Genomic DNA, 18,147 nt, shown 5'->3' on the forward strand with positions numbered 1-18,147 from the left:
CGAACGCGAGGGTGGGGGTCGGGTGGCGTCGCCGCCGTCGTGCTCCTACGGTGGTGGCACCCGGTCTGCTCGTCTCCGTCGCCGGACGAAGGGGGAGGTGGAGCGTGGTTGACGCCGGCGACGCGGTGCGGTCGTTGCAGCTCAACGCACCACGGGGTGGGCCGGACGACCTGTCTCTGCTGGTCACCGGCGCCGCGGCGGCGATCAACGCCACCGAGATCGTGGTCTACCTGGCCGACTACACGCAGACCCTGCTCGTGCCGCTGCTCGGTGCCGGCCTCGTCCGCCACGAGCTGTCGATCGAGACGACACTCGCCGGCCGGGCGTTCACCACCCTCGACGTCCAGCGTGCCCCGGACAACCCCGACCGGATCTGGGTTCCGCTGCTGCTGGGGTGCGAGCGGATGGGTGTGCTCGAGGTCGTCACGCCGGTCGCCGGCGACCGGGCCATGGAGGGCCCGGCGTGGGAGGTGGCCGTCACCGTCGCCCAGTTGCTGGTGAACCGCCGGCCCTACGGCGACGTGGTCGAGCGGATGCGGCGTCGGCTCCCGATGCAGGTCGCCGCCGAGATCGTGTGGGGACTGCTGCCGCCGTTGACCTTCGCGACCGACGACATGGTGGTCACCGCCATCCTCGAGCCGTGTTACGACGTCGGCGGGGACATCTTCGACTACGCGTTGAACGGCGACGTGCTCAGCGTCGGGCTGTTCGACACGTGTGGGCACGGCATCAAGGCGAGCACCCTGGCCTCCCTGGTGGTCAGCGCCTACCGCAACGCCCGTCGGTGCGGCCTCGACCTGGTCGACACCGCGATCAGCATCGACCGGTGGGTGCGTTCCGAGCATCCGAACCTGTTCGCGACCGCGCTGCTCGCCGAGCTGGACCGGACGACCGGGCGGCTGCAGATGATCAACGCCGGTCATCCCGGAGCGATGCTGCTGCGCGACGGCAAGGCCATCCGGGAGCTGCCGGGGCCGACCGCGTTGCCGCTGGGTCTGGGCCACCTGTCGGGCCGACGCCCCGAGGTGCACGTGGAGGATCTGCATCCCGGCGACCGCATCCTCGCCTACACCGACGGCATCACCGATGCGCGCAGCGCCGGTGGTGAGCGGTTCGGGCTGGACCGGCTCGTCGACTTCGTCAACCGCGCTCTCAACGACGGTCTGCCCAGCCCGGAGACGATGCGCCGGCTGGTGCGCGCCGTCGTCACCTACCAGGACGACGAACTCGACGACGACGCCACGGCCGTGTTCCTGGAGTGGCAACCGCCGCACACCCCGCTGGCTCACCTGCGCGACCTCGTCACGCCGGCCACCGGGTCACCCTAGCGAGTGGGATTTTGCACTCGCAGTGCACTTGTCTGCGTTCCCGGTGCTGTCTAGCGTCAGGCCATGGATCCCTCGTGGACGTTCGCCGTGGCCCGCGCCGACCTCGGCCAGAGCGCGCTCGTCGACGGCACGACCGCCGTCCCGTCCGACGGGGAGGCGCTCCTGCGGGTCGACCGCGTCGGCCTCAGCGCCAACAACGTGACCTACGCGGTGCTCGGCGACGCCATGCGCTACTGGGAGTTCTTCCCGCCCGGCCCGCGCGGGCTCGGGCCGCAGTGGGGGCTTCCCCCGCTCTGGGGCTTCGCGGAGGTGGTCGCGTCGACGGTCGCGGGGGTCGACGTGGGGCAGCGGGTGTACGGCTACCTGCCGCCCGCCGGCCATCTGCTGGTGCGGCCGGACCGGGTCGACGCGTCGGGGTTCCGCGACGCCAGCCCGCACCGGGCCGACCTGCCCTCGCCGTACAACGCGTACCGGTCGACCGGCGCCGACCCGGCGTACCGGCCCGACCAGGAGGATCTGCTGATCCTGTTCCGGCCGCTGTTCTTCACCTCGTTCATGCTGGCCGACCAGGTCAGCGACAACGGCTTCCACGGCGCCGAGTCGCTGCTGCTGTCGTCGGCGTCGAGCAAGACCGCGTACACGGCGGCGTTCGAGCTGCACGGTCGCGGCCCGCGCCTGGTCGGGCTCACCTCACCCGGCAACGTCGCCTTCACCCGGTCGCTCGGCTGCTACGACCAGGTCGTCTCGTACGACGACATCGGCGCTCTCGACGCCGTGCCGAGCGTCTACCTCGACCTGTCCGGCGCGCCCTCGACCCGCGCCGCCCTGCGCCGGCACCTCGGTGATCTTCTGGTCCGGGACATCGCCGTCGGCCTCACCAACCAGACTCCGAACGCCGACGCCGCCGAGGAGGTGTTCTTCGCACCCGTCCAGATGCGCAAACGCAGCCAGGACTGGGGCCGCGACGGGCTCGACCAACGGTTCGCCGAGGCGTGGCGGCGGTTCACCGCGGTGGCCGACGGGTGGCTCGACGTCCAGGAAGGCGTCGGGCCGGAGGCCCTGCGGCACGCGTGGCTCGACGTCCTCGCGGGTCGTACGCCACCGCGGGTGGGTCACGTCGTTCAGCTCTGACGGCCCGCCGTCAGGGGACGATCGCGTCGACGTAGCCGCCGTCGACGCGGACCGCGGCGCCGGTCGTGGCGGAGGCGAGCGGCGACGCCAGGTAGGTGGCCATGTTGGCGATCTCCTCGGGCTCGATCAGCCGCTGGAGCAGCGACTGCGGCCGGTGCAGCCGCATGAACTCCCGCTGCGCCTCCTCCCACGGGAGGCTGTCGCCCACCATGTCGGCGACGAAGCCCTCGACACCGCCGGTGTGGGTCGGCCCGGCGAGGACGGAGTTGACGGTCACGCCGGTGCCGGCGGCAGCCTTCGCGAAGCCGCGGGAGACGCCGAGCAGGGCCGTCTTCGACACGCCGTAATGGATCATCTCGGCCGGGATGGCGACCGCCGAGTCGCTGGCGATGTACTGCACCCGCCCCCAGCCGCGTTCCATCATGGCGGGCAGGTATGCGCGGGTCAGCCGTACCCCGGCCAGCACGTTCACCTCGAAGTAGCGACGCCACTCGTCGTCCGGGATCTCCAGGGCCGGGGTCGGCCCGAAGATGCCGAGGTTGTTGATCAGGATGTCGACGGTGGGCAGCAGGTCAAGCGTCCGCGCCGTGCCGTCATCGGTGGAGACGTCGGCGTCCACCTCGACCACGTCGGCACCGGGGACCTCGCCGCGCAACGCGTCCGCGGCCCGCTTGACGCTGTCGGCGGTACGGCCGTTGACCGCCACCCGTGCGCCGGCACGGGCGAGACCGGCGGTGATCGCCGCACCGATCCCCTGGGTCGACCCGGTGACCAACGCGGTCCGACCGGCCAGATCGATGTGCAGGGTCATTCGTCGTCCTGTTCCTAGAAGCCGCTGTCGTTCGAGAGGTGGTCGCGCAGGGCGGCCAACGAGCGGGTGATCAGCCGCGAGACGTGCATCTGGGAGATGCCGATCCGGTCGGCGATCTGGGCCTGGGTCAGGTTGCCGTGGAAGCGCAGGCTCAGGATCTCGCGTTCGCGCTCCGGCAGCGTGGCGAGGGCGGGGCCGAGGGCGACGCGGATCTCGACGAGGTCGAACTCGTGGTCGTCGCCGCCGAGGGTCTCCCCGAGCTCCCGGCCGCCGTCGGCTCCGGTCGGCGTGGACAGCGACGTGGCCCGGTAGGCGCGCGCACCCTCCAGTCCTTCCAGGACGGTCTCCTCGGACACGTCGAGGTAGGAGGCGATGTCCGCCACGGTCGGTGACCGGCCGAGGGTGTGGGTGAGGGTGCTGTTGGCCGCGCTGATCGACAGGCGCAGCTCCTGAAGGCGGCGGGGCACCCGGACGGCCCAGGTGCGATCACGGAAGTACCGCTTGATCTCGCCGATGACGGTGGGGATGGCGTACCCGCTGAAGTCGACGCCCCGGCTGGCGTCGAAGTTGTCGACGGCCTTGATGAGCCCGACCGCGGCGGTCTGGGCCAGGTCGTCGTCGGACGCGCCGCGCCCGGCGTACCGGCGTGCGAGGTGTCGGGCGAGCGGTAGCCACGCCTCGATGGTGCGGTCCCGCAGTGCCGGGCGGCGCGGATCGTCGGCCGGTGCCGCCGTCAGGGCGGCCAGGAGGTCGTCCGGCGTCTGGTCGCCGCGTCGCTGGCCGACGCGGGTGCTGATCGTCGATCCGAAGGTGGTGGCCATCAGGTGGTCCCTCCAGCACGTGCCCGTCGATCGAGTCGACCGGAGGAGTCTCCGAACCGGCTGCCGCCGGGGCGCACGTACGGGGCGAAGTGCGCTGTCGTAAGGCCACGAGCACGGGCCTCACCACCGCGTCATGTCGTGCACTTGATGACCCGGACACTACCCGAAACGCTGATCGATTACTAGCCGAAAGTACTATGCCGCGCTGGTGGGGCTGGTCGCGTGTAATGGCGGGGTCAGTCGCGTTGATCCCCGTCGTCCCCGGCGTTGCTGGTCGGCCGGGCCGGCGTCACCGCGAACGGGTGGCGTAGCCGTCGCATGGCCTCCTCGCTGGCGTCGAAGGTCACCGCCGACCCGTCGAGGCCGTCGGCGTTCGAGGTGGCGAGAAACAAGGCCGGCCGATTGTTGTCGTTCGATGTCATGCAGGATTCCTGTCTTCCACGAAGGGGTGTGTCTGGGCCTCGGCAACTCTCGCCGTACGACCTGGGTGGCGACCCGGCGCTCAGACTGGCGCCCGATCAGGGTGTCCCGATTCCGGGCGACCGCCCGGCGACACCGACACCCCGCACCTTACCCGTCGTCGTCGCGGGTCACGCGTCGCCGTCGGAACCGCACGGCATCCCCAGGTCGCGGCCGACCCGCGACCGAGCCGAGAATTTCCGTAATCCGACCGCCCACCGCACGTCTCCGATAGAGGCGGTCAGCACGCACCACGCGACCGCCTTTGATGATGAGCACGAAGGAGTAAGACCCATGTCGTCAGCCGGTCGGGGACTACCCGACGTCGGGTCGGTCGTCGCCGCCCGCCGGGGCGACCGGCGCGCCCTCAACGACGTCGTAGCGGCCTCGCTCCCGCTGGTCTACAACATCGTCGGGCGTGCGCTGCGCGGCCACGCCGACGTCGACGACGTGGTCCAGGAGACGTTGGTACGCGTGATCCGGCACCTGCCCGGGCTCAACGACCCGGCCGCGTTCCGGTCCTGGCTCGTGGCGATCACGATCCGTCAGGTGCGCGACTGGGAACAGCGCCGGCGTGTCGCGCTCAGCCGCGACGCCGGGCTCGACGCGATCCACAACGTGCCCGACCCCGCGTCCGACTTCGCGGGAATGACGATCCTCCGGCTCGGCCTCACCGACCAGCGGCGCGAGGTCGCCGAGGCCACCCGCTGGCTCGACCCGGACGATCAGGAGTTGCTCTCGCTCTGGTGGCTGGAGGAGACCGGCGCGCTCGACCGGACCGAGGTCGCCGACGCGCTCGGGTTGTCCCCGGGGCACGTGGCGGTGCGGGTCCACCGGATGAAGGACCAGATCCAGACGGCCCGCGCCGTCGTCCGTGCCCTGCGGGCCCGTCCCGGCTGCCCGGAGCTGCGCACCGTGACGGCCGAGTGGGACGGCGCGGCCAACCCGCTGTGGCGCAAACGGCTCGCCCGGCACGTCCGCGACTGCGCGCTCTGCGGGCGGCTCGGTGCGAGCCTCCTGCCGATCGACCGGCTGCTCGCCGGTCTGCCGATGCTGCCGCTGCCGGCCGGTCTCAGCGCTCACCTGCCGGGTGTCGCGCTGCCGCCGGCCGCCTCGCCGGCCGACGGTCTCCACCTGCCGGACCCGGCGAGCGGGGGCACCGCCGGGACGACCCCGCCCGCCGGGGTACCCACCGACGGCGATGGCGGTCACACGCTCGTCAACCGCGCGCTGAACCGGCCTCGTGGCCTGCTCCCATCGCTCGCCGTCGGGGTCGCCGCCGTCGTCCTGGCCATCACCACGCTGGTGGTGACCTGGCCGGACGACCCGTCCGCACCCTCCTGGGCCGCCCCACCGCCCGCGGCGCCCACCGCCGTCGCCAGCCCGAGCGCGGCACCCACCCCGAGCGCGCGACCCTCGTCGCGGGCTCCGGCCGCCGCGCCCACGATCAGCTCCGCCCGCAAGGGCGTCGGGGTGTGGAACTTCGCCGGGGTCAGCCAGGCCCTGGCCAGCTCGAAGGCCGGCTGGTACTACACCTGGGGCACCCAGCACCCGGGTATCACCACCCCGCCGGGGGTGACCTTCGTACCGGTGATCCGCGGCGCGGAGAACGTCACCGCGCCGGAGCTGGCGCGAGCCCGGGCGGCCGGGCCGTACCTGCTCACGTTCAACGAGCCGGACCTGCGCGAACAGTCCAACATGACGGTCGAGCAGGCGCTGGATCTGTGGCCGCAGTTGATGGCGACGGGCAGCAGACTGGGCAGCCCGGCGGTCGCCTCCGGCGGCGCCGACCCGCAGAGTTGGCTGGGTCGGTTCATGTCCGGCGCGCAGGCCCGCGGGCATCGGGTCGACTTCATCACGCTGCACTGGTTCGGCGCCGACTTCACCACCGCCACGGCCGTCGACCAGCTCCGGCAGTACCTGCAGGACGTGTACGAGCGGTACCGGAAACCGATCTGGCTGACCGAGTTCGCGCTGATCCGCTTCGACGGCGGCGGCCAGCAGTTCCCCGGCCAGGAGCAGCAGGCCGCCTTCCTCACCTCGGCCACCTCCATGCTGAGCCAACTCCCGTACGTGCAGCGCTACGCCTGGTTCGGTCTGCCCGCCACCGACAAGGACCGGTCCGGGCTGTTCCGCGGCGCGACCGACGTGACCCTGGTCGGGCGCGCCTTCCAAACGGCCCGCTGAGTGGGTACGGACCGTGTGGGTGAGCACCAGGTGACGACCAGAGGTCCGGTCCGGCGGATCGCCGGTGTGGTCGCGGCCCTGGTCGTGACCGCGCTGACGGTGGGTCTCGCCCAGGGGTGGGGCGGCGGGGACGAGCCTGCGGCGGTCCCCTCGGCCGCGCCCGTGTCGACCACGCCGGTGCTGTTGAACGGCACCGATGACGCCTTCATCCAACTCGTGATCCCGATGGACGAGGGCCTGCTCGCGTTGATCGACCACCTGGGCACCCGACCGGTGGGCTCGGACGCCCGGCTGGCGGCCCGTCTCGGTGCGGTCCGGGCCGCGCACGAAAGCGAGCTGCGGGAGCTGCGTGGGCTGCTCGCCGCCGGCAACGTGCCGGAGCAGAACGTCCACGAAGGGCACCAGATGCCGGGGATGGTGACCGACGCGCACCTCGCCGAGCTGCGCGGCGTGCCCGACGCGGAGGTGTGGCCCCGGGCGGTCGCCCTGCTGCGCGCGCACCTCGAACAGACCATGGTGCTGTGCCGGGGTGAGCAGAGCGCCGGGGGCAGCCCGGAGTTGAAGGCGCTCGCGGGCCGGATCCAGCAGGCGCGGGCCGCCGAGCTGAGTGCTCTCGCGGAGGGGACATGACGACGCGCGGGGGGCCGGTCGGTGCGGACGTCTGATCTGCACTCCGCTGTCCGCCCGGTACGGGCCTCGTTGCCCGCGCACCGTGCCGCCATGCCGGCCCCGGCGCGCCGTGCCGGGCGCACGGCGACGCACCGTACCCGGGTCGGGTCACCGCCCGTCGTGAGCGCCGCGCCGCCGGCCCGCTGGCGTGGCGGCCACCGCCGTTCGGCCGGTGGCACCGCCGTCGGTGGCGCGATCCTGGCGATGACCCTCGGCTGGCTGGCGGCGATCCTGGTCGCGCCGCACCTCACCCTGTCCCCGGGTTGGCGGATGGCGGCGCTCTTCTGCCACCTGAGCTGCCTGGTGGTGGGTTTCGGCGCGGTGCTGACCGTCGACTGGTTCAGCCTGCGGTGGCTGCTGCGCCGTGAGCCGCTGGGCACCGTGCTCACCGCGGCGCACGGTGCGCATCCGCTCATCTGGCTGGGCCTGCTGGGCCTGGTGGTCAGCGGCGCCGCCCTGGGGCCGGACACGTCGTCCGGGCTGGTCTGGGTCAAGCTGCTCGCGGTGCTGGCGGTCGGGGTCAACGGGTTGTTCCTCGGCCGGGTCCGGGACCGACTCGCCGAGATGGACGGCGTTGCGCCCCGGGCCGCCCTGCTGCCCGGCGTCGCGGCGGCCTCCATCTCCCAGGTCGGGTGGTGGACCGCGACCCTCGTCGGCTTCTGGAACGCCAACCGTTGACGGGCCGCCGGTCAGGCCGGCGTCGGGTGGTCCGCCTCGAACCGGGCGCGGGTGAGGAACGCCAGCTGGGCACGCTTGTCCGGCATGTCGATCTCCGAGTCGAAGGTGAAGCCCTCGATCTCCAGTCGGCGCAGCGCGAGATGGTTGCGGACGTCGGGCTCGACGACGATCCGCTGGGCGGCCGGGTCGCGGAACAGGAAGCGCGCGAGGGCGGGGCCGACGGCGTTGGTGAGCCCGCGGGCGAGTCGCCGGTCGGGGCTGAGCAGCAGGTGCATGCCGACGTCGCCGGGTTGGACCGGATAGCGCTCGCCGACCGGGTCCGCCTCGGGCTGATAGGTCTGGAACAGGCCGACCGGCTCGGCGTCGACCATGATCAGGTACGCGTGGTGCGTGGGCAGGCTGTCGACGAAGGCGTAGATCTCCCGCACCTCGTCCAGCGTGTGCGACCCCATTCCCCAGAAGGCGTTGCGGGGTCGGGTGACCCAGCGGTGCAGGAGCGCGGCGTGCCGGTCGGAGTCCACGGTCACCAGTGACAGGTCCCCGAGGCCGTCGATCTTCTCCAGGTACGTCATCGGGCGCTGTCCTTTGCTCCGAGGTGGCGGCGCGGGGCCGCGGCGGGGGTCGCAACGAGAGGGGTACGCATGTTCCGCGGAGCGCTCAACTTAGGTTACCCTCCCCTAACGAAGGCTGACCTTACCTGGAGGGGTGCGTGAAACGGAACTGGGAGGCCCTGGTCCTCAAGGCCATGGGCGGCCGGGACTTTCGGTTGACCGTGCTGGGCACCGAGTCGGTCGAGGGGCACTACCAGCGGCTGCTCGTCGACGGCGGCGGCCTGCTGGAGGCGTGCGGGGTCCACCCCACGATGTGGATCCGGCTGTGGTTCGACAACGACGGCCGGGCGCACCAGCGGGCGTACACCCTGGTGGATCCCGACCCGGCGACCGGCCGGTTCAGCCTCGAATTCGCCATCCACGACGGCTGCGCCGCCCGCTGGGCCACCACCGCGCAGGTCGGCGACACCATCGGCGCGACCGTCCAGGGCAGCGCGTTCGACCTGCCCGATCCCGCGCCCGGCCACCTCTACCTCATCGGCGACGCGGCGTCGCTGCCCGCGGTGAACAGCCTGCTCGACGCCGGCGCCGACATCCCCGCGACGGTCTGGCTGGAGTACGCCCACGAGGGCGATAAGGCGCTCACGCCACGCGCCCGGGAGCACCACGAGGTCACCTGGGTGCCCCGGCGCGACGACGGTCGACACCTCGTCGACACGGTCTGCGCCGCGCTGCCGGCCACCGACGCGGCCCACTACTGGGTGGCGTGCGAGGCGGCCAGCACCCGCGGCATCACCACGCACATCCGGCGGACGCTCGGTGTCGACAAGGACCGGCTGACCTCCCTGGGGTACTGGAGAGCGGCATGAGGGACCGGCTCGGCACCCTGACCGCGCTCTACGTCACCCAGTACCTCGGCATCGGGTTCATCACCGTCGGGTTGACCGCCATCCTGCGCGACGGCGGCACCTCGCTGGACACCCTGGCGTTGCTCCAGGTCGTCGGCCTGATCTGGCCCATCAAGTTCCTCTGGGCGCCGATCCTCGACCGGTACGGCTCCCGGCACCGAGGCCACTACCGGTCCTGGCTGCTCGTGCTCCAGGGCGCCCTGGTGCTCGCGCTGCTGGCGTTGCTGCCGTTCTCCCGCCCGGCCGACGCGCTGGGCCCGGTCATCGCCATCTGTGCCGCGTACGTCTTCTTCTCCGCCACCCAGGACATCGCGGTGGACGCGGTCGCCGTCCGGCTGCTCAGCGAGTCGACGCGGGGGACCGGCAACGGGATCCAGGTAGCCGCGAGCTACCTCGGCAACCTGCTCGGCGGCGGTGCGTGCGTCCTGGTCTACGACCGGTTCGGCTGGGCGTCGGCGATCGGGCTGCTGGCCGTGCTGACGGCGGTAGGCCTGCTGGTGGTGTGGCGGTTCCGGGAACCGGTCCGCACCGACCGGGTCGCCCGGGTCGGTGTGGCGTACCGGGCGCTGCTGTCGGTGTTCGGCCAGCCGGGCTGCCGCTGGTGGACCTTCGGTGTGGTGCCGCTGGTCTACGTGGGTGCCGGGATGGCGTACGCGTTGGTCACCCCGGCCCTGGTCGACGCCGGTTGGTCCCTGGGCCGGATCGGTGTGGTCACCGGCGTGGTGACCAGCGCACCGGCCATCGTGGCCGGTCTGGTGGCGGGGCTGGGCATCGGGCGGTTCGGGCGCGGCGGTGTGCTCGTGGTCGGCGGCGCGGCCCTCGCGGTGTCGACGTTGCTGCTGCTGCCGTTGATGAGCGGACGCGCACCGCTGGGTGCGACGGTCGTCGCGCTCTGCTGTTTCATGGTGGCCTACACCGTCGCCAACGTCGTGCTCTACACGGTCAACATGGACTACTCCCGGCCCGGCACCGGCGGCACCGACTTCACCGTCCTGTCCTCGTTCGGGCTGATCTGCTCGTTCGTGGCCGCGTCCGTCGGTCTGGCAGCCGCCGACCGGGTCGGCTACCCCTCGGTCGCGGTCGCCGCCATCGTCCTGGTGGCCGCCGGGGTGGTCCTCGGGCTCGCCCACCAGCGGCGGTTCCCGCGCATCCCCGACCCCGCCGACGGGCCGGCCACCGAACACCCGTCGACGGACGGCGTGAAGGCAGCCGCGTGACCACAGTTCGATCGGTCGCCGCCGACACGGCGGCGGCGCGGCTGCCGCACCGCTGGCTGATCCTGGCCGTGCTGTGCCTCGCCCAACTCGTCGTGGTGCTGGACAACACCGTGCTGACCGTGGCGGTGCCGGTGCTCACCACCGAGTTGAACGCCAGCACCGCCGACGTGCAATGGATGATCAACGCGTACGCGCTGGTGCTGTCCGGGCTGCTGCTCACCGCCGGCAGCGCGGCCGACCGGTACGGGCGTCGCCGCATGCTGCTCACCGGGCTCGTGCTGTTCGGGGTCGGCTCGCTGGCCGCCGGGCTCGCCTCGACCAGTGGACAGTTGATCGCCGCACGGGCGGGCTGGGCGCCGTGCTGAACGCCCGGTTCGCCGCGCTGTTGCCGGCCGCGCTGGCCGGTGCCGGCTCGTTCCCCGCGGCCCTCGCCGCCTCGCGGGTGGGGCCGGAGCGGGAGGCCGTCACCGCCGCGTTCGCCTCGGCGCTGGAGACCGGGCAGTTGGTGGGTGCGGCGGCGGTCCTGCTCGGCGGGCTGGTGGCCGCCGGATTGTTGCACCGGGCAGATCGTTCCGTATCAACTCAATAAGGGTAGGCTGCCCTAATGCGGCTGTACATCACCGCGCTCAACCCCACCGACGCCGTCCTGGACGGCTTCCTCCCGGCGGCGGCGTCGCTCGGGCTGCCGGTCACCGTGCTGACCGACCGGCCCGGCGAGTGGCCGTCCTGCACGGCGTCGGTGGTGCGGTGCGCGGTCCGGGAGGCGGCGGCGGTGGTCGCGGCGACGACAGCGGAGCGGCCGGCGGCGTTGCTGTCCAACAGCGACCACCTCCAGGAGGCCACCGCGGTCGCCGCACGCAAGCTGGGGCTGCCCGGCAAAGACCCGGACGCCGCCCGCATCTGCAAGGACAAGGTCGAGGCCCGCCGGGTGGTCGCGGCGGCCGGGCTCGATCGGGTACGCACCGTCGCCCTCGACCCGGGTGCCCCACCCACCGTCGGAGAAGGCATGTTCCCGGCGGTGCTCAAACCCCGTTCGGGGGTGGCCAGCGAGGATGCCTACCTGGTGGCCGACGACCGGGAACTGGCCGCCCGGGTCACCGAGATCCGCAGCCGCCGGCCGGACGTGGCGCTCGTGGTCGAGGAGTACCTGACCGGCGAACTGCGGACCTTCGACACCCTTGGCGACGGCACGGCACTGGCCTCCCTCGGCGGGTGGCGCACCGCCCTGGGCCCGCCGCCGACCTTCACCGAGGAGAGCCTCGACTGGTCGCCCCCGGCGGAGCAGGCCGAGGCCCACCTGCGAGCCCGGCTCGACGCGCTCGGTGTCGGCTTCGGCGCCTGCCACACCGAGTACGTCGTCTCCGACGGTCGGGTCCGGCTGATCGAGGTGAACTACCGCCTCATCGGTGACCGGATGGACCTGATCCTCGCCGACCTGCTCGGTGTGCCGCTGTTCGAGTACGTCATCCGGCTGCACCTCGGTGAGCCGCTGGCCACCCTCGACCTGCCGGCCACCGTGGACGGGTACGCACGGGTCGAATACGTCTGCGCGGACCGGCCGGGCCGGCTCGCCGTCGCACCCGGCGCGATCGACCTGATGCACGGTGACGTCCGGCTGGGCTGCCGGCCGCTGCGCGAGGTGGGTCGGGTCGCCGACCACACCGGCACGAACCGGGACTATCTCGCCGTCCTGCACGGGATCGGTCCGGACCGGGTCAGCGTTCGGGCGTCCCTGACCGACTTCCGCCGCGATCTCCAGTGGACGATTGTCGAGTGAACGACGACTGTGAGCGGAAGGTGTTCGCGCGGGTGCTGGACGCCCTGCTGCGTGAGGATCACCTCGGCCTGGCCAGCCGTGGCCGGGCGGCCGGGTCGGGTTGGTGGGAGGTGTCGCACGGCGCTGGCCTGGTGCGCATCCCGGTGCGGGCGGACGGCTTCCAGCAGGCCCTGCGCAGCGCCGCGCCGACGGTGTACGTCGTCGACGGGACGGGCACCCACCGGACCGACACCGTGGACGGGTTGCTGACGCTGCTCGCTCCGCACGACGACGTCGAGGCCGAGGCGGGCTGGCGGGACTTCGGCGCGGAATGTCGCGCCGACCTGCGCGCCCGCCGCCTCGCCGCCGCCGCCCGGTCACAGGTGTTCGCCACGGTGGCCGTCGAACGCCGCACGACCCGTACCGGCATGCCGGGGGCGCTCCTGGACGACGTGCTCGCCGCCCACCACGGCCACCCGGTCTACCCCACCGACCGCTGCCGGCACGGCCTGACCGACGACGACCTGCTCCGGTACGCCCCGGAGCACGCCCCGCGCTTCACGCTGCGCTGGTACGCGGCACCCGCCGAGGAGGTGCGACTGGCCGGCGTCCTCCCGCCGTGGTGGCCGCCCGCGCCGCGTCCGGATCAGGTGCTGATGCCGGCGCATCCGCTGACCGCGGTACGCGACGCGCTACCGGCGGTCGCGCTGCCGGCGATCTCCGTACGGCCCACCCTGTCGATGCGGACGGTGGCGCTCGATGAGGACCCGTACCTGCATCTGAAGCTGCCGCTGCCCACCGCCAGTCTCGGCGCCCGCAACCGGCGGACGCTGGACCCGGGCTCACTCGCCGACGGCGCGGCCGTCGCCGGGCTGCTCGACCGGATCGCCGACGGGGAGCCGGCGTTCACCGGCCGGATCCGGCACGCCGACGAGAGCACCCACGCCCACGTCGACGGCGACGAGCGGCGCGGCTTCCTGCTGCGGCGGTTCCCCCGGGACCTCGACGGGGTCCAGGTGGTGCCGGTCGCGGCCCTCGCCGCACCCGATCCGGTCGCCGGCACCGTCCTCGAACGCGTCAGCTCGGGCCGGCCCGAGGCGCTGCTGGAGTCCTATCTGGACCTGCTGCTCGACTGGCACGTCTTCCTCTGGCTCCGTCACGGCGTGGCCCTCGAAGCGCATCCACAGAACATCCACCTGCTGATCCGCCCCGACGAGACGGTCGGCCTGCTCTACAAGGACAACGACGGCGCGCGCCTCGACCCCCGCCACCACGGGCCGGCCGGGCTTCCGCTGGCCGACGAGCGGATGTGGGCGCGCGATCCGCGGGAACTGGCCGACGTGTTCATCACCATCACGCTGCACCTCGCCGCGGCGGCACCCCTGATCGCGCTGGCCGCGCGGGGCCTGCCCGTACCCGCGCCGGCCGAGGCGCTGGCACCCCGACTGGCCGCCGCCCGGGACCGCTGGGGCGACGGGCCGCAGGTGCGTTCCTTCACCGAGCGGGTCCTGCGGGCCGCTCGACTACCCGTCAAGGCGATGCTCACCGCCGGCACCCTGCTGCCCAAGCAGCGGTTGGGCTGCACCGACATCAACAAGTACTACCTGCGCACCGGCCCGAACTACCTCCGGGAGACACCATGACGAGCGCACGGCTGCGCTCCCGGCCGGGCGTCGACACCCGCCAGCTCGCCGACCTGTCCGCCGCCCACGCCGTCTACGGCTGCCTGGTCCGCGAGGTCGGCCTCCCCGCCGGCGACACGACCGTGCTCGACGGTTGCGCGCACCTGCTGCTGCGGCACCTCGACGTCTCGTTGCGGTGCGCCGTCACGCGAATCTCGCCACTCGGCGCGCACCGCTACGACGGCCCGGTGCAGCGGATGACCGACGGCAACCGGTGGGAGGACGTCGACGCGGACGCACTGGCCGGCCTGGCCGCGGCGGAACTGACCGCGCGTACCGGCCTGGCCAACGACGAGTTCGTCGGCCAGGTCCGGGCCAGCCGCGACACCGTGGCCCGGCTGCTGGCCGATCGGCCGGCGTGGGATCCCACCCCCACCGGCGACGCCGCCATCGACGCGTACGTCGACTCCGAACAGTCGCTGGTCCACGGTCACCCGCACCACCCCGCGCCCAAGTGGCGCAGTGGTGATCCGGACCGCTGGCAGGGGTACGCGCCGGAACTGCGCACCGCGTTCCGGCTGCGCTGGCTCGCCGTACCGGATGATCTCGTCGCGGGCGACGGACCGTTCGATGCGCTCGTCGCCGCCCTCGACCCGCCGCCGTCCCCGGCCGGGCACCGGGTGCTGCCGGTGCATCCGTGGCAGCTGTCGCTGATCCCACCGGCCTACCCGGGATTGCGTGACCTGGGGGAGGGCGGTGTTGAAGTCCGGCCGACGGCGAGCGTCCGCACCGTCTACGCGCCGGACGCGGACCTGTTCGTCAAGACCAGCCTGCACGTACGGATCACCAACTGTCTGCGCAAGAACGCCCGCTACGAACTCACCGGGGCGGTGGCCCTGACCGACCTGTTGGCCCGGGTGCCGATGCCGGACGGGGTCGGGCTGCTCGCCGAGCCCGCCTACCGGACGGTCGACGTCGCCGGGGCGGACGAGGCGTACGGGACGATCCTGCGCACCGGCCTGCGCCCACATCTGCGACCGGGGGACACCCCGATCCTGGCGGCGGCACTGGCCGCCGCACCGCTGGCGGTGCCGGACCCGGTCACCTGGTGGCGGGAGTACGTGGAACTGCTGGTGCCGGCCGTCCTGCACTGCTGGCTCGGTCACGGCGTGGTGCACGAGGCGCACCTGCAGAACGTCGTGGTGGTGCTCGACTCCGCGCGACGGCCGGTCCGGATGCTGCTGCGCGATCTGGAGGGCGTCAAACTCGATACCGGCCGCTGGACCAGCTGGCCGGACGGCGTCCCACCGCAGGTCGGCTACGACGCGCGGTCCGCCCGGCGCAGGGTCGTGTACTGCCTCTTCGTCAACCACCTGGCCGGTCTGTGCGGTGCGCTCGCCGACGCGTGGCCGGGGATCGAACCGCGGCTGTGGCGGGAGTTGCGCGCCGTCGTCGCGGCGGTGGCCGCCGACCTCGACGACCCTCCCGAACTGCGGGCGCTGCTGGACGGGGAGCCGCTGGTGGCGAAGGCGAACCTGCTGGTCCGGTGGCGCCGCGACGCCGATCGCGCCGCGCCCTTCGTGTCGGTGCCCAACCCGTTGGCCGGGCCACGGTGACCCGACCGCTCTACGTCCACGACCTCGACGCCTTGGCCACGCACGCCCGGTCGATCAGGGACGCGCTGCCCCGGCGGGTCGAGCTGCTCTACGCGGTCAAGGCCAACCCGGATCCGGGCGTGCTGCGGACCCTCGCCGGAGTCGTCGACGGGTTCGAGGCCGCCAGCCGTGGCGAGCTGCGCCGGCTGGCCGAGGTGCTGCCGGGCCGGGCGCCGGCCGCGTACGCCGGTCCGGGCAAGACCGACGAGGACCTCGCCGCCGCCCTCGCCGCCGGGGCGCGCCGCATCCACGTCGAGTCACCGGCCGAGCTGCGGCGGCTCGGCGCGCTGGCCACCGCCACGGGCCGGACGGCCCAGGTGCTGCTGCGCGTGAACCTGCCGGTCGACGCGCCCGGCGCGAGCCTGGTCATGGGTGGCGGCCCCAGCCCGTTCGGCATGGACCCGGCCGACGCGGTCGAGTGTGCCCGCCGCCCGCCCGCCGGCATCGAGGTACGCGGTGTCCACGCGCACCTGGCCAGCGGGCTGGACGCCCCACTCGCCGGGGCGGTCGCCGCCGCCGTGGTCCGCTGGGCGGTCGCCGACGTCGCCGCCGCCGAGGTCGACGTCGGCGGGGGCATGGCCGTCGACTACACCGATCCGGCGGGGCGATTCGACTGGGCCGGCTACGGCCGAGCGCTGGCGGGCGTCGCCGACGCGTACCCGGGTCTGCGGCTGCGCATCGAGCCGGGGCGGTCGGTCACCGCCTACTGCGGGGCGTACCTCACCGAGGTCATCGACGTGAAGCGTTCCTACGGCGAGTGGTTCGTGGTGGTGGCCGGCGGCACCCACCACCTGCGCACGCCGGCGGCCAAGGGGCACGCGCAGCCGTTCCGGGCGTACCGGCGCAGCGGTGCCGACGGCCCGCGCACCGACGGCGGGCCGGTCACCGTGGTCGGGCAGCTCTGCACTCCGAAGGACGTGCTGTCCCGGTCGGCCACCGCCGGGCCGATCGGCGTGGGTGACGTGCTGGCCTTCGCCATGGCCGGCGCGTACGCCTGGAACATCAGCCACCGCGACTTCCTGCTGCACGAACCTCCCCTGTTCCGCATCGGCGATCCGGACGAGGTGGCAGCCGGGTGGGCGGCGGGGTCGCCACCGTCCTGAACCCCGCCCCGAGACATCGCTTGTTATCGATAACATGCTATGTTTTCTCCCGGGGAGCGAAGGGCACGCTCCCGGTCACCTCAACCAGCCGGCGTGGACGCGCCGAGGGGGTTTCCACCCTCCCGCCGCCCACCCGGTCGGTGACTCGGTCCGGGCCACACCGTCGATGCCCGGCGACCCCAGCAGGTCGCCGGACGACGTCGCCCCGGCCGCATGTCCAGCTTCCGAAGCCCCGCCGCAGGCAGCCCTCGGCCCGGCTCGACTCCTGGCGCCAGGTGGATCGCGGGCGACCGGCATCGCACCCACCACCGGCACCTGACGCCCCTTCGCAAGGAGTCACGCAATGGCGAAACGTAGACATCTCCTCACCTCCATCGCGGCCGCGGCGGTGCTCCTCGCGGCCACCGCCGGCGGCGCACTGAGCGGCGGCCTGCACGCGGCGGAGGTGGCGACGAACGGCACCCTCGCGGCGACCGCCGGCTGCGGCAAGGCCCCCACGCTGACCAGCGGGACGCGCACGATCCAGAGCAGCGGACAGAGCCGTACCTACAACCTGCGGATCCCGGACGGGTACGACCGCAACCGCCCCTACCGGCTGATCTTCGGCTTCCACTGGTTGAACGGCTCGGCCAACAACGTCACCTCAGCCGGCTACTACGGGCTTCAGCCACTGTCGAACAACAGCACGATCTTCGTCGCGCCGCAGGGCCTCAACGCCGGCTGGGCCAACACCAACGGTCGGGACCTGACCCTCTTCGACGACATCTCCCGCCAGATCGAGAACGACCTGTGCGTCGACACGAGCCAGCGCTTCGCCCTGGGTTGGAGCTACGGCGGGGCCATGAGCTACGCGGTGGCCTGCGCCCGGCCCGACGTCATCCGCGCGGTCACCGTCCTGTCCGGCGCCAACCTCAGCGGTTGCAACGGCGGCACCCAGCCCGTGGCCTACTTCGGCATCCACGGCATCTACGACAGCGTCCTGAACATCTCGCAGGGTCGGCAACTGCGCGACACGTTCGTCCGGAACAACGGCTGCACCGCGCAGAGCCCACGCGAACCGAGCCGCGGCAGCCTCACCCACATCACCACCACCTACTCGGGATGCCGGGCCGGTTACCCGGTCCAGTGGGCGGCGTTCGACGGGGATCACACCCCCAGCCCGGTCGACGGGTCCGGCAGCCCCAACGACTCCCGGACGTGGACGTCGGGCGAGATCTGGAGGTTCTTCAGCCAGTTCGAGTCGACCACGCC

The 18,147-nt window shown here is 72.9% G+C and carries 17 protein-coding genes and 1 pseudogene; 14 read left to right on the forward strand and 4 right to left on the reverse strand.

The annotated features are described in order from the left end of the window. Positions 1 to 104 precede the first annotated feature (104 nt). Both F8271_RS21510 and F8271_RS21515 read left to right on the forward strand, forming a co-directional pair. Positions 105 to 1,328 (forward strand): PP2C family protein-serine/threonine phosphatase, encoded by a 1,224-nt coding sequence (locus tag F8271_RS21510; RefSeq protein ID WP_225854673.1) that lies wholly within the window; start codon positions 105 to 107, stop codon positions 1,326 to 1,328. Positions 1,329 to 1,391: 63 nt separating this feature from the next. Continuing rightward, the gene (locus F8271_RS21515; RefSeq protein WP_151491630.1) at positions 1,392 to 2,459 is read left to right on the forward strand and encodes a DUF2855 family protein; all 1,068 of its coding nucleotides are present in this window, start codon (positions 1,392 to 1,394) and stop codon (positions 2,457 to 2,459) included. Between the two features lie 10 nt (positions 2,460 to 2,469). On the opposite strand, the gene F8271_RS21520 is transcribed toward F8271_RS21515, so the two are convergent. From F8271_RS21520 to F8271_RS21530, 3 genes are all read right to left on the reverse strand, one after another. Then, positions 2,470 to 3,270 carry an SDR family NAD(P)-dependent oxidoreductase gene (locus F8271_RS21520; RefSeq protein WP_225854674.1) on the reverse strand — a complete coding sequence of 267 codons (801 nt, stop codon included), beginning with the start codon at positions 3,268 to 3,270 and terminating at the stop codon, positions 2,470 to 2,472. 14 nt (positions 3,271 to 3,284) lie between these two features. Next, complete coding sequence (locus tag F8271_RS21525) at positions 3,285 to 4,091, reverse strand: SigB/SigF/SigG family RNA polymerase sigma factor (protein WP_151491631.1); 807 nt, start codon at positions 4,089 to 4,091, stop codon at positions 3,285 to 3,287. A 236-nt stretch (positions 4,092 to 4,327) separates the two neighbouring features. Further along, positions 4,328 to 4,513: a hypothetical protein gene (locus F8271_RS21530; RefSeq protein WP_151491632.1), complete on the reverse strand. Its 186-nt coding sequence runs from the start codon at positions 4,511 to 4,513 to the stop codon at positions 4,328 to 4,330. Positions 4,514 to 4,844: 331 nt separating this feature from the next. On the opposite strand from F8271_RS21530, the gene F8271_RS21535 reads away from it, so the two are divergent. The 3 genes from F8271_RS21535 to F8271_RS21545 all read left to right on the forward strand — a co-directional run bounded on the left by F8271_RS21535 (position 4,845) and on the right by F8271_RS21545 (position 8,084). Continuing rightward, the gene (locus F8271_RS21535; RefSeq protein WP_151491633.1) at positions 4,845 to 6,737 is read left to right on the forward strand and encodes a sigma-70 family RNA polymerase sigma factor; all 1,893 of its coding nucleotides are present in this window, start codon (positions 4,845 to 4,847) and stop codon (positions 6,735 to 6,737) included. A 30-nt stretch (positions 6,738 to 6,767) separates the two neighbouring features. Beyond that, the gene (locus F8271_RS21540; protein WP_151491634.1) at positions 6,768 to 7,367 is read left to right on the forward strand and encodes a DUF305 domain-containing protein; all 600 of its coding nucleotides are present in this window, start codon (positions 6,768 to 6,770) and stop codon (positions 7,365 to 7,367) included. A 90-nt stretch (positions 7,368 to 7,457) separates the two neighbouring features. Then, a complete protein-coding gene (locus tag F8271_RS21545) occupies positions 7,458 to 8,084 on the forward strand; it encodes a hypothetical protein (RefSeq protein ID WP_151491635.1) in 627 nt (208 codons plus the stop codon). Between the two features lie 11 nt (positions 8,085 to 8,095). On the opposite strand, the gene F8271_RS21550 is transcribed toward F8271_RS21545, so the two are convergent. Beyond that, positions 8,096 to 8,656: a GNAT family N-acetyltransferase gene (locus F8271_RS21550; RefSeq protein ID WP_151491636.1), complete on the reverse strand. Its 561-nt coding sequence runs from the start codon at positions 8,654 to 8,656 to the stop codon at positions 8,096 to 8,098. A gap of 137 nt (positions 8,657 to 8,793) precedes the next feature. On the opposite strand from F8271_RS21550, the gene F8271_RS21555 reads away from it, so the two are divergent. The 9 genes and pseudogenes from F8271_RS21555 to F8271_RS21595 form a co-directional block, all read left to right on the forward strand. Further along, positions 8,794 to 9,504 carry a siderophore-interacting protein gene (locus tag F8271_RS21555; RefSeq protein ID WP_151491637.1) on the forward strand — a complete coding sequence of 237 codons (711 nt, stop codon included), beginning with the start codon at positions 8,794 to 8,796 and terminating at the stop codon, positions 9,502 to 9,504. Then, the gene (locus tag F8271_RS21560; RefSeq protein WP_151491638.1) at positions 9,501 to 10,760 is read left to right on the forward strand and encodes an MFS transporter; all 1,260 of its coding nucleotides are present in this window, start codon (positions 9,501 to 9,503) and stop codon (positions 10,758 to 10,760) included. The genes F8271_RS21555 and F8271_RS21560 overlap by 4 nt, the downstream gene beginning before the upstream one ends. Beyond that, positions 10,757 to 11,110: pseudogene (locus F8271_RS21565) on the forward strand (MFS transporter); the annotation flags it as partial. The gene F8271_RS21560 and the pseudogene F8271_RS21565, both read left to right, overlap by 4 nt. A gap of 8 nt (positions 11,111 to 11,118) precedes the next feature. Next, complete coding sequence (locus tag F8271_RS21570) at positions 11,119 to 11,349, forward strand: hypothetical protein (protein WP_151491639.1); 231 nt, start codon at positions 11,119 to 11,121, stop codon at positions 11,347 to 11,349. Between the two features lie 15 nt (positions 11,350 to 11,364). Further along, a complete protein-coding gene (locus F8271_RS21575) occupies positions 11,365 to 12,537 on the forward strand; it encodes an acetyl-CoA carboxylase biotin carboxylase subunit family protein (protein ID WP_151491640.1) in 1,173 nt (390 codons plus the stop codon). Continuing rightward, the gene (locus tag F8271_RS21580; RefSeq protein WP_151491641.1) at positions 12,534 to 14,159 is read left to right on the forward strand and encodes an IucA/IucC family protein; all 1,626 of its coding nucleotides are present in this window, start codon (positions 12,534 to 12,536) and stop codon (positions 14,157 to 14,159) included. The genes F8271_RS21575 and F8271_RS21580 overlap by 4 nt, the downstream gene beginning before the upstream one ends. Then, complete coding sequence (locus tag F8271_RS21585) at positions 14,156 to 15,754, forward strand: IucA/IucC family siderophore biosynthesis protein (RefSeq protein ID WP_151491642.1); 1,599 nt, start codon at positions 14,156 to 14,158, stop codon at positions 15,752 to 15,754. Before F8271_RS21580 ends, F8271_RS21585 begins: the two co-directional genes overlap by 4 nt. Further along, positions 15,751 to 16,896: an alanine racemase gene (locus F8271_RS21590; RefSeq protein ID WP_151491643.1), complete on the forward strand. Its 1,146-nt coding sequence runs from the start codon at positions 15,751 to 15,753 to the stop codon at positions 16,894 to 16,896. Before F8271_RS21585 ends, F8271_RS21590 begins: the two co-directional genes overlap by 4 nt. Positions 16,897 to 17,239: 343 nt before the next feature. Further along, on the forward strand, positions 17,240 to 18,147 hold a 908-nt coding region (locus F8271_RS21595), incomplete at its 3' end, for a PHB depolymerase family esterase (RefSeq protein WP_151491644.1).

The sequence above is a fragment of the Micromonospora sp. ALFpr18c genome, assembly GCF_008868155.1.
Classification (GTDB): domain Bacteria; phylum Actinomycetota; class Actinomycetes; order Mycobacteriales; family Micromonosporaceae; genus Micromonospora.

Coding starts and splice junctions, on each gene's coding strand:
- F8271_RS21560 (WP_151491638.1), top strand. CDS start 9,501: ATGAGGGACCGGCTCGGCACCCTGACCGCGCTCTACGTCACCCAGTAC.
- F8271_RS21530 (WP_151491632.1), bottom strand. CDS start 4,513: ATGACATCGAACGACAACAATCGGCCGGCCTTGTTTCTCGCCACCTCG.
- F8271_RS21525 (WP_151491631.1), bottom strand. CDS start 4,091: ATGGCCACCACCTTCGGATCGACGATCAGCACCCGCGTCGGCCAGCGA.
- F8271_RS21515 (WP_151491630.1), top strand. CDS start 1,392: ATGGATCCCTCGTGGACGTTCGCCGTGGCCCGCGCCGACCTCGGCCAG.
- F8271_RS21585 (WP_151491642.1), top strand. CDS start 14,156: ATGACGAGCGCACGGCTGCGCTCCCGGCCGGGCGTCGACACCCGCCAG.
- F8271_RS21575 (WP_151491640.1), top strand. CDS start 11,365: ATGCGGCTGTACATCACCGCGCTCAACCCCACCGACGCCGTCCTGGAC.
- F8271_RS21520 (WP_225854674.1), bottom strand. CDS start 3,270: ATGACCCTGCACATCGATCTGGCCGGTCGGACCGCGTTGGTCACCGGG.
- F8271_RS21550 (WP_151491636.1), bottom strand. CDS start 8,656: ATGACGTACCTGGAGAAGATCGACGGCCTCGGGGACCTGTCACTGGTG.
- F8271_RS21545 (WP_151491635.1), top strand. CDS start 7,458: ATGCCGGCCCCGGCGCGCCGTGCCGGGCGCACGGCGACGCACCGTACC.
- F8271_RS21535 (WP_151491633.1), top strand. CDS start 4,845: ATGTCGTCAGCCGGTCGGGGACTACCCGACGTCGGGTCGGTCGTCGCC.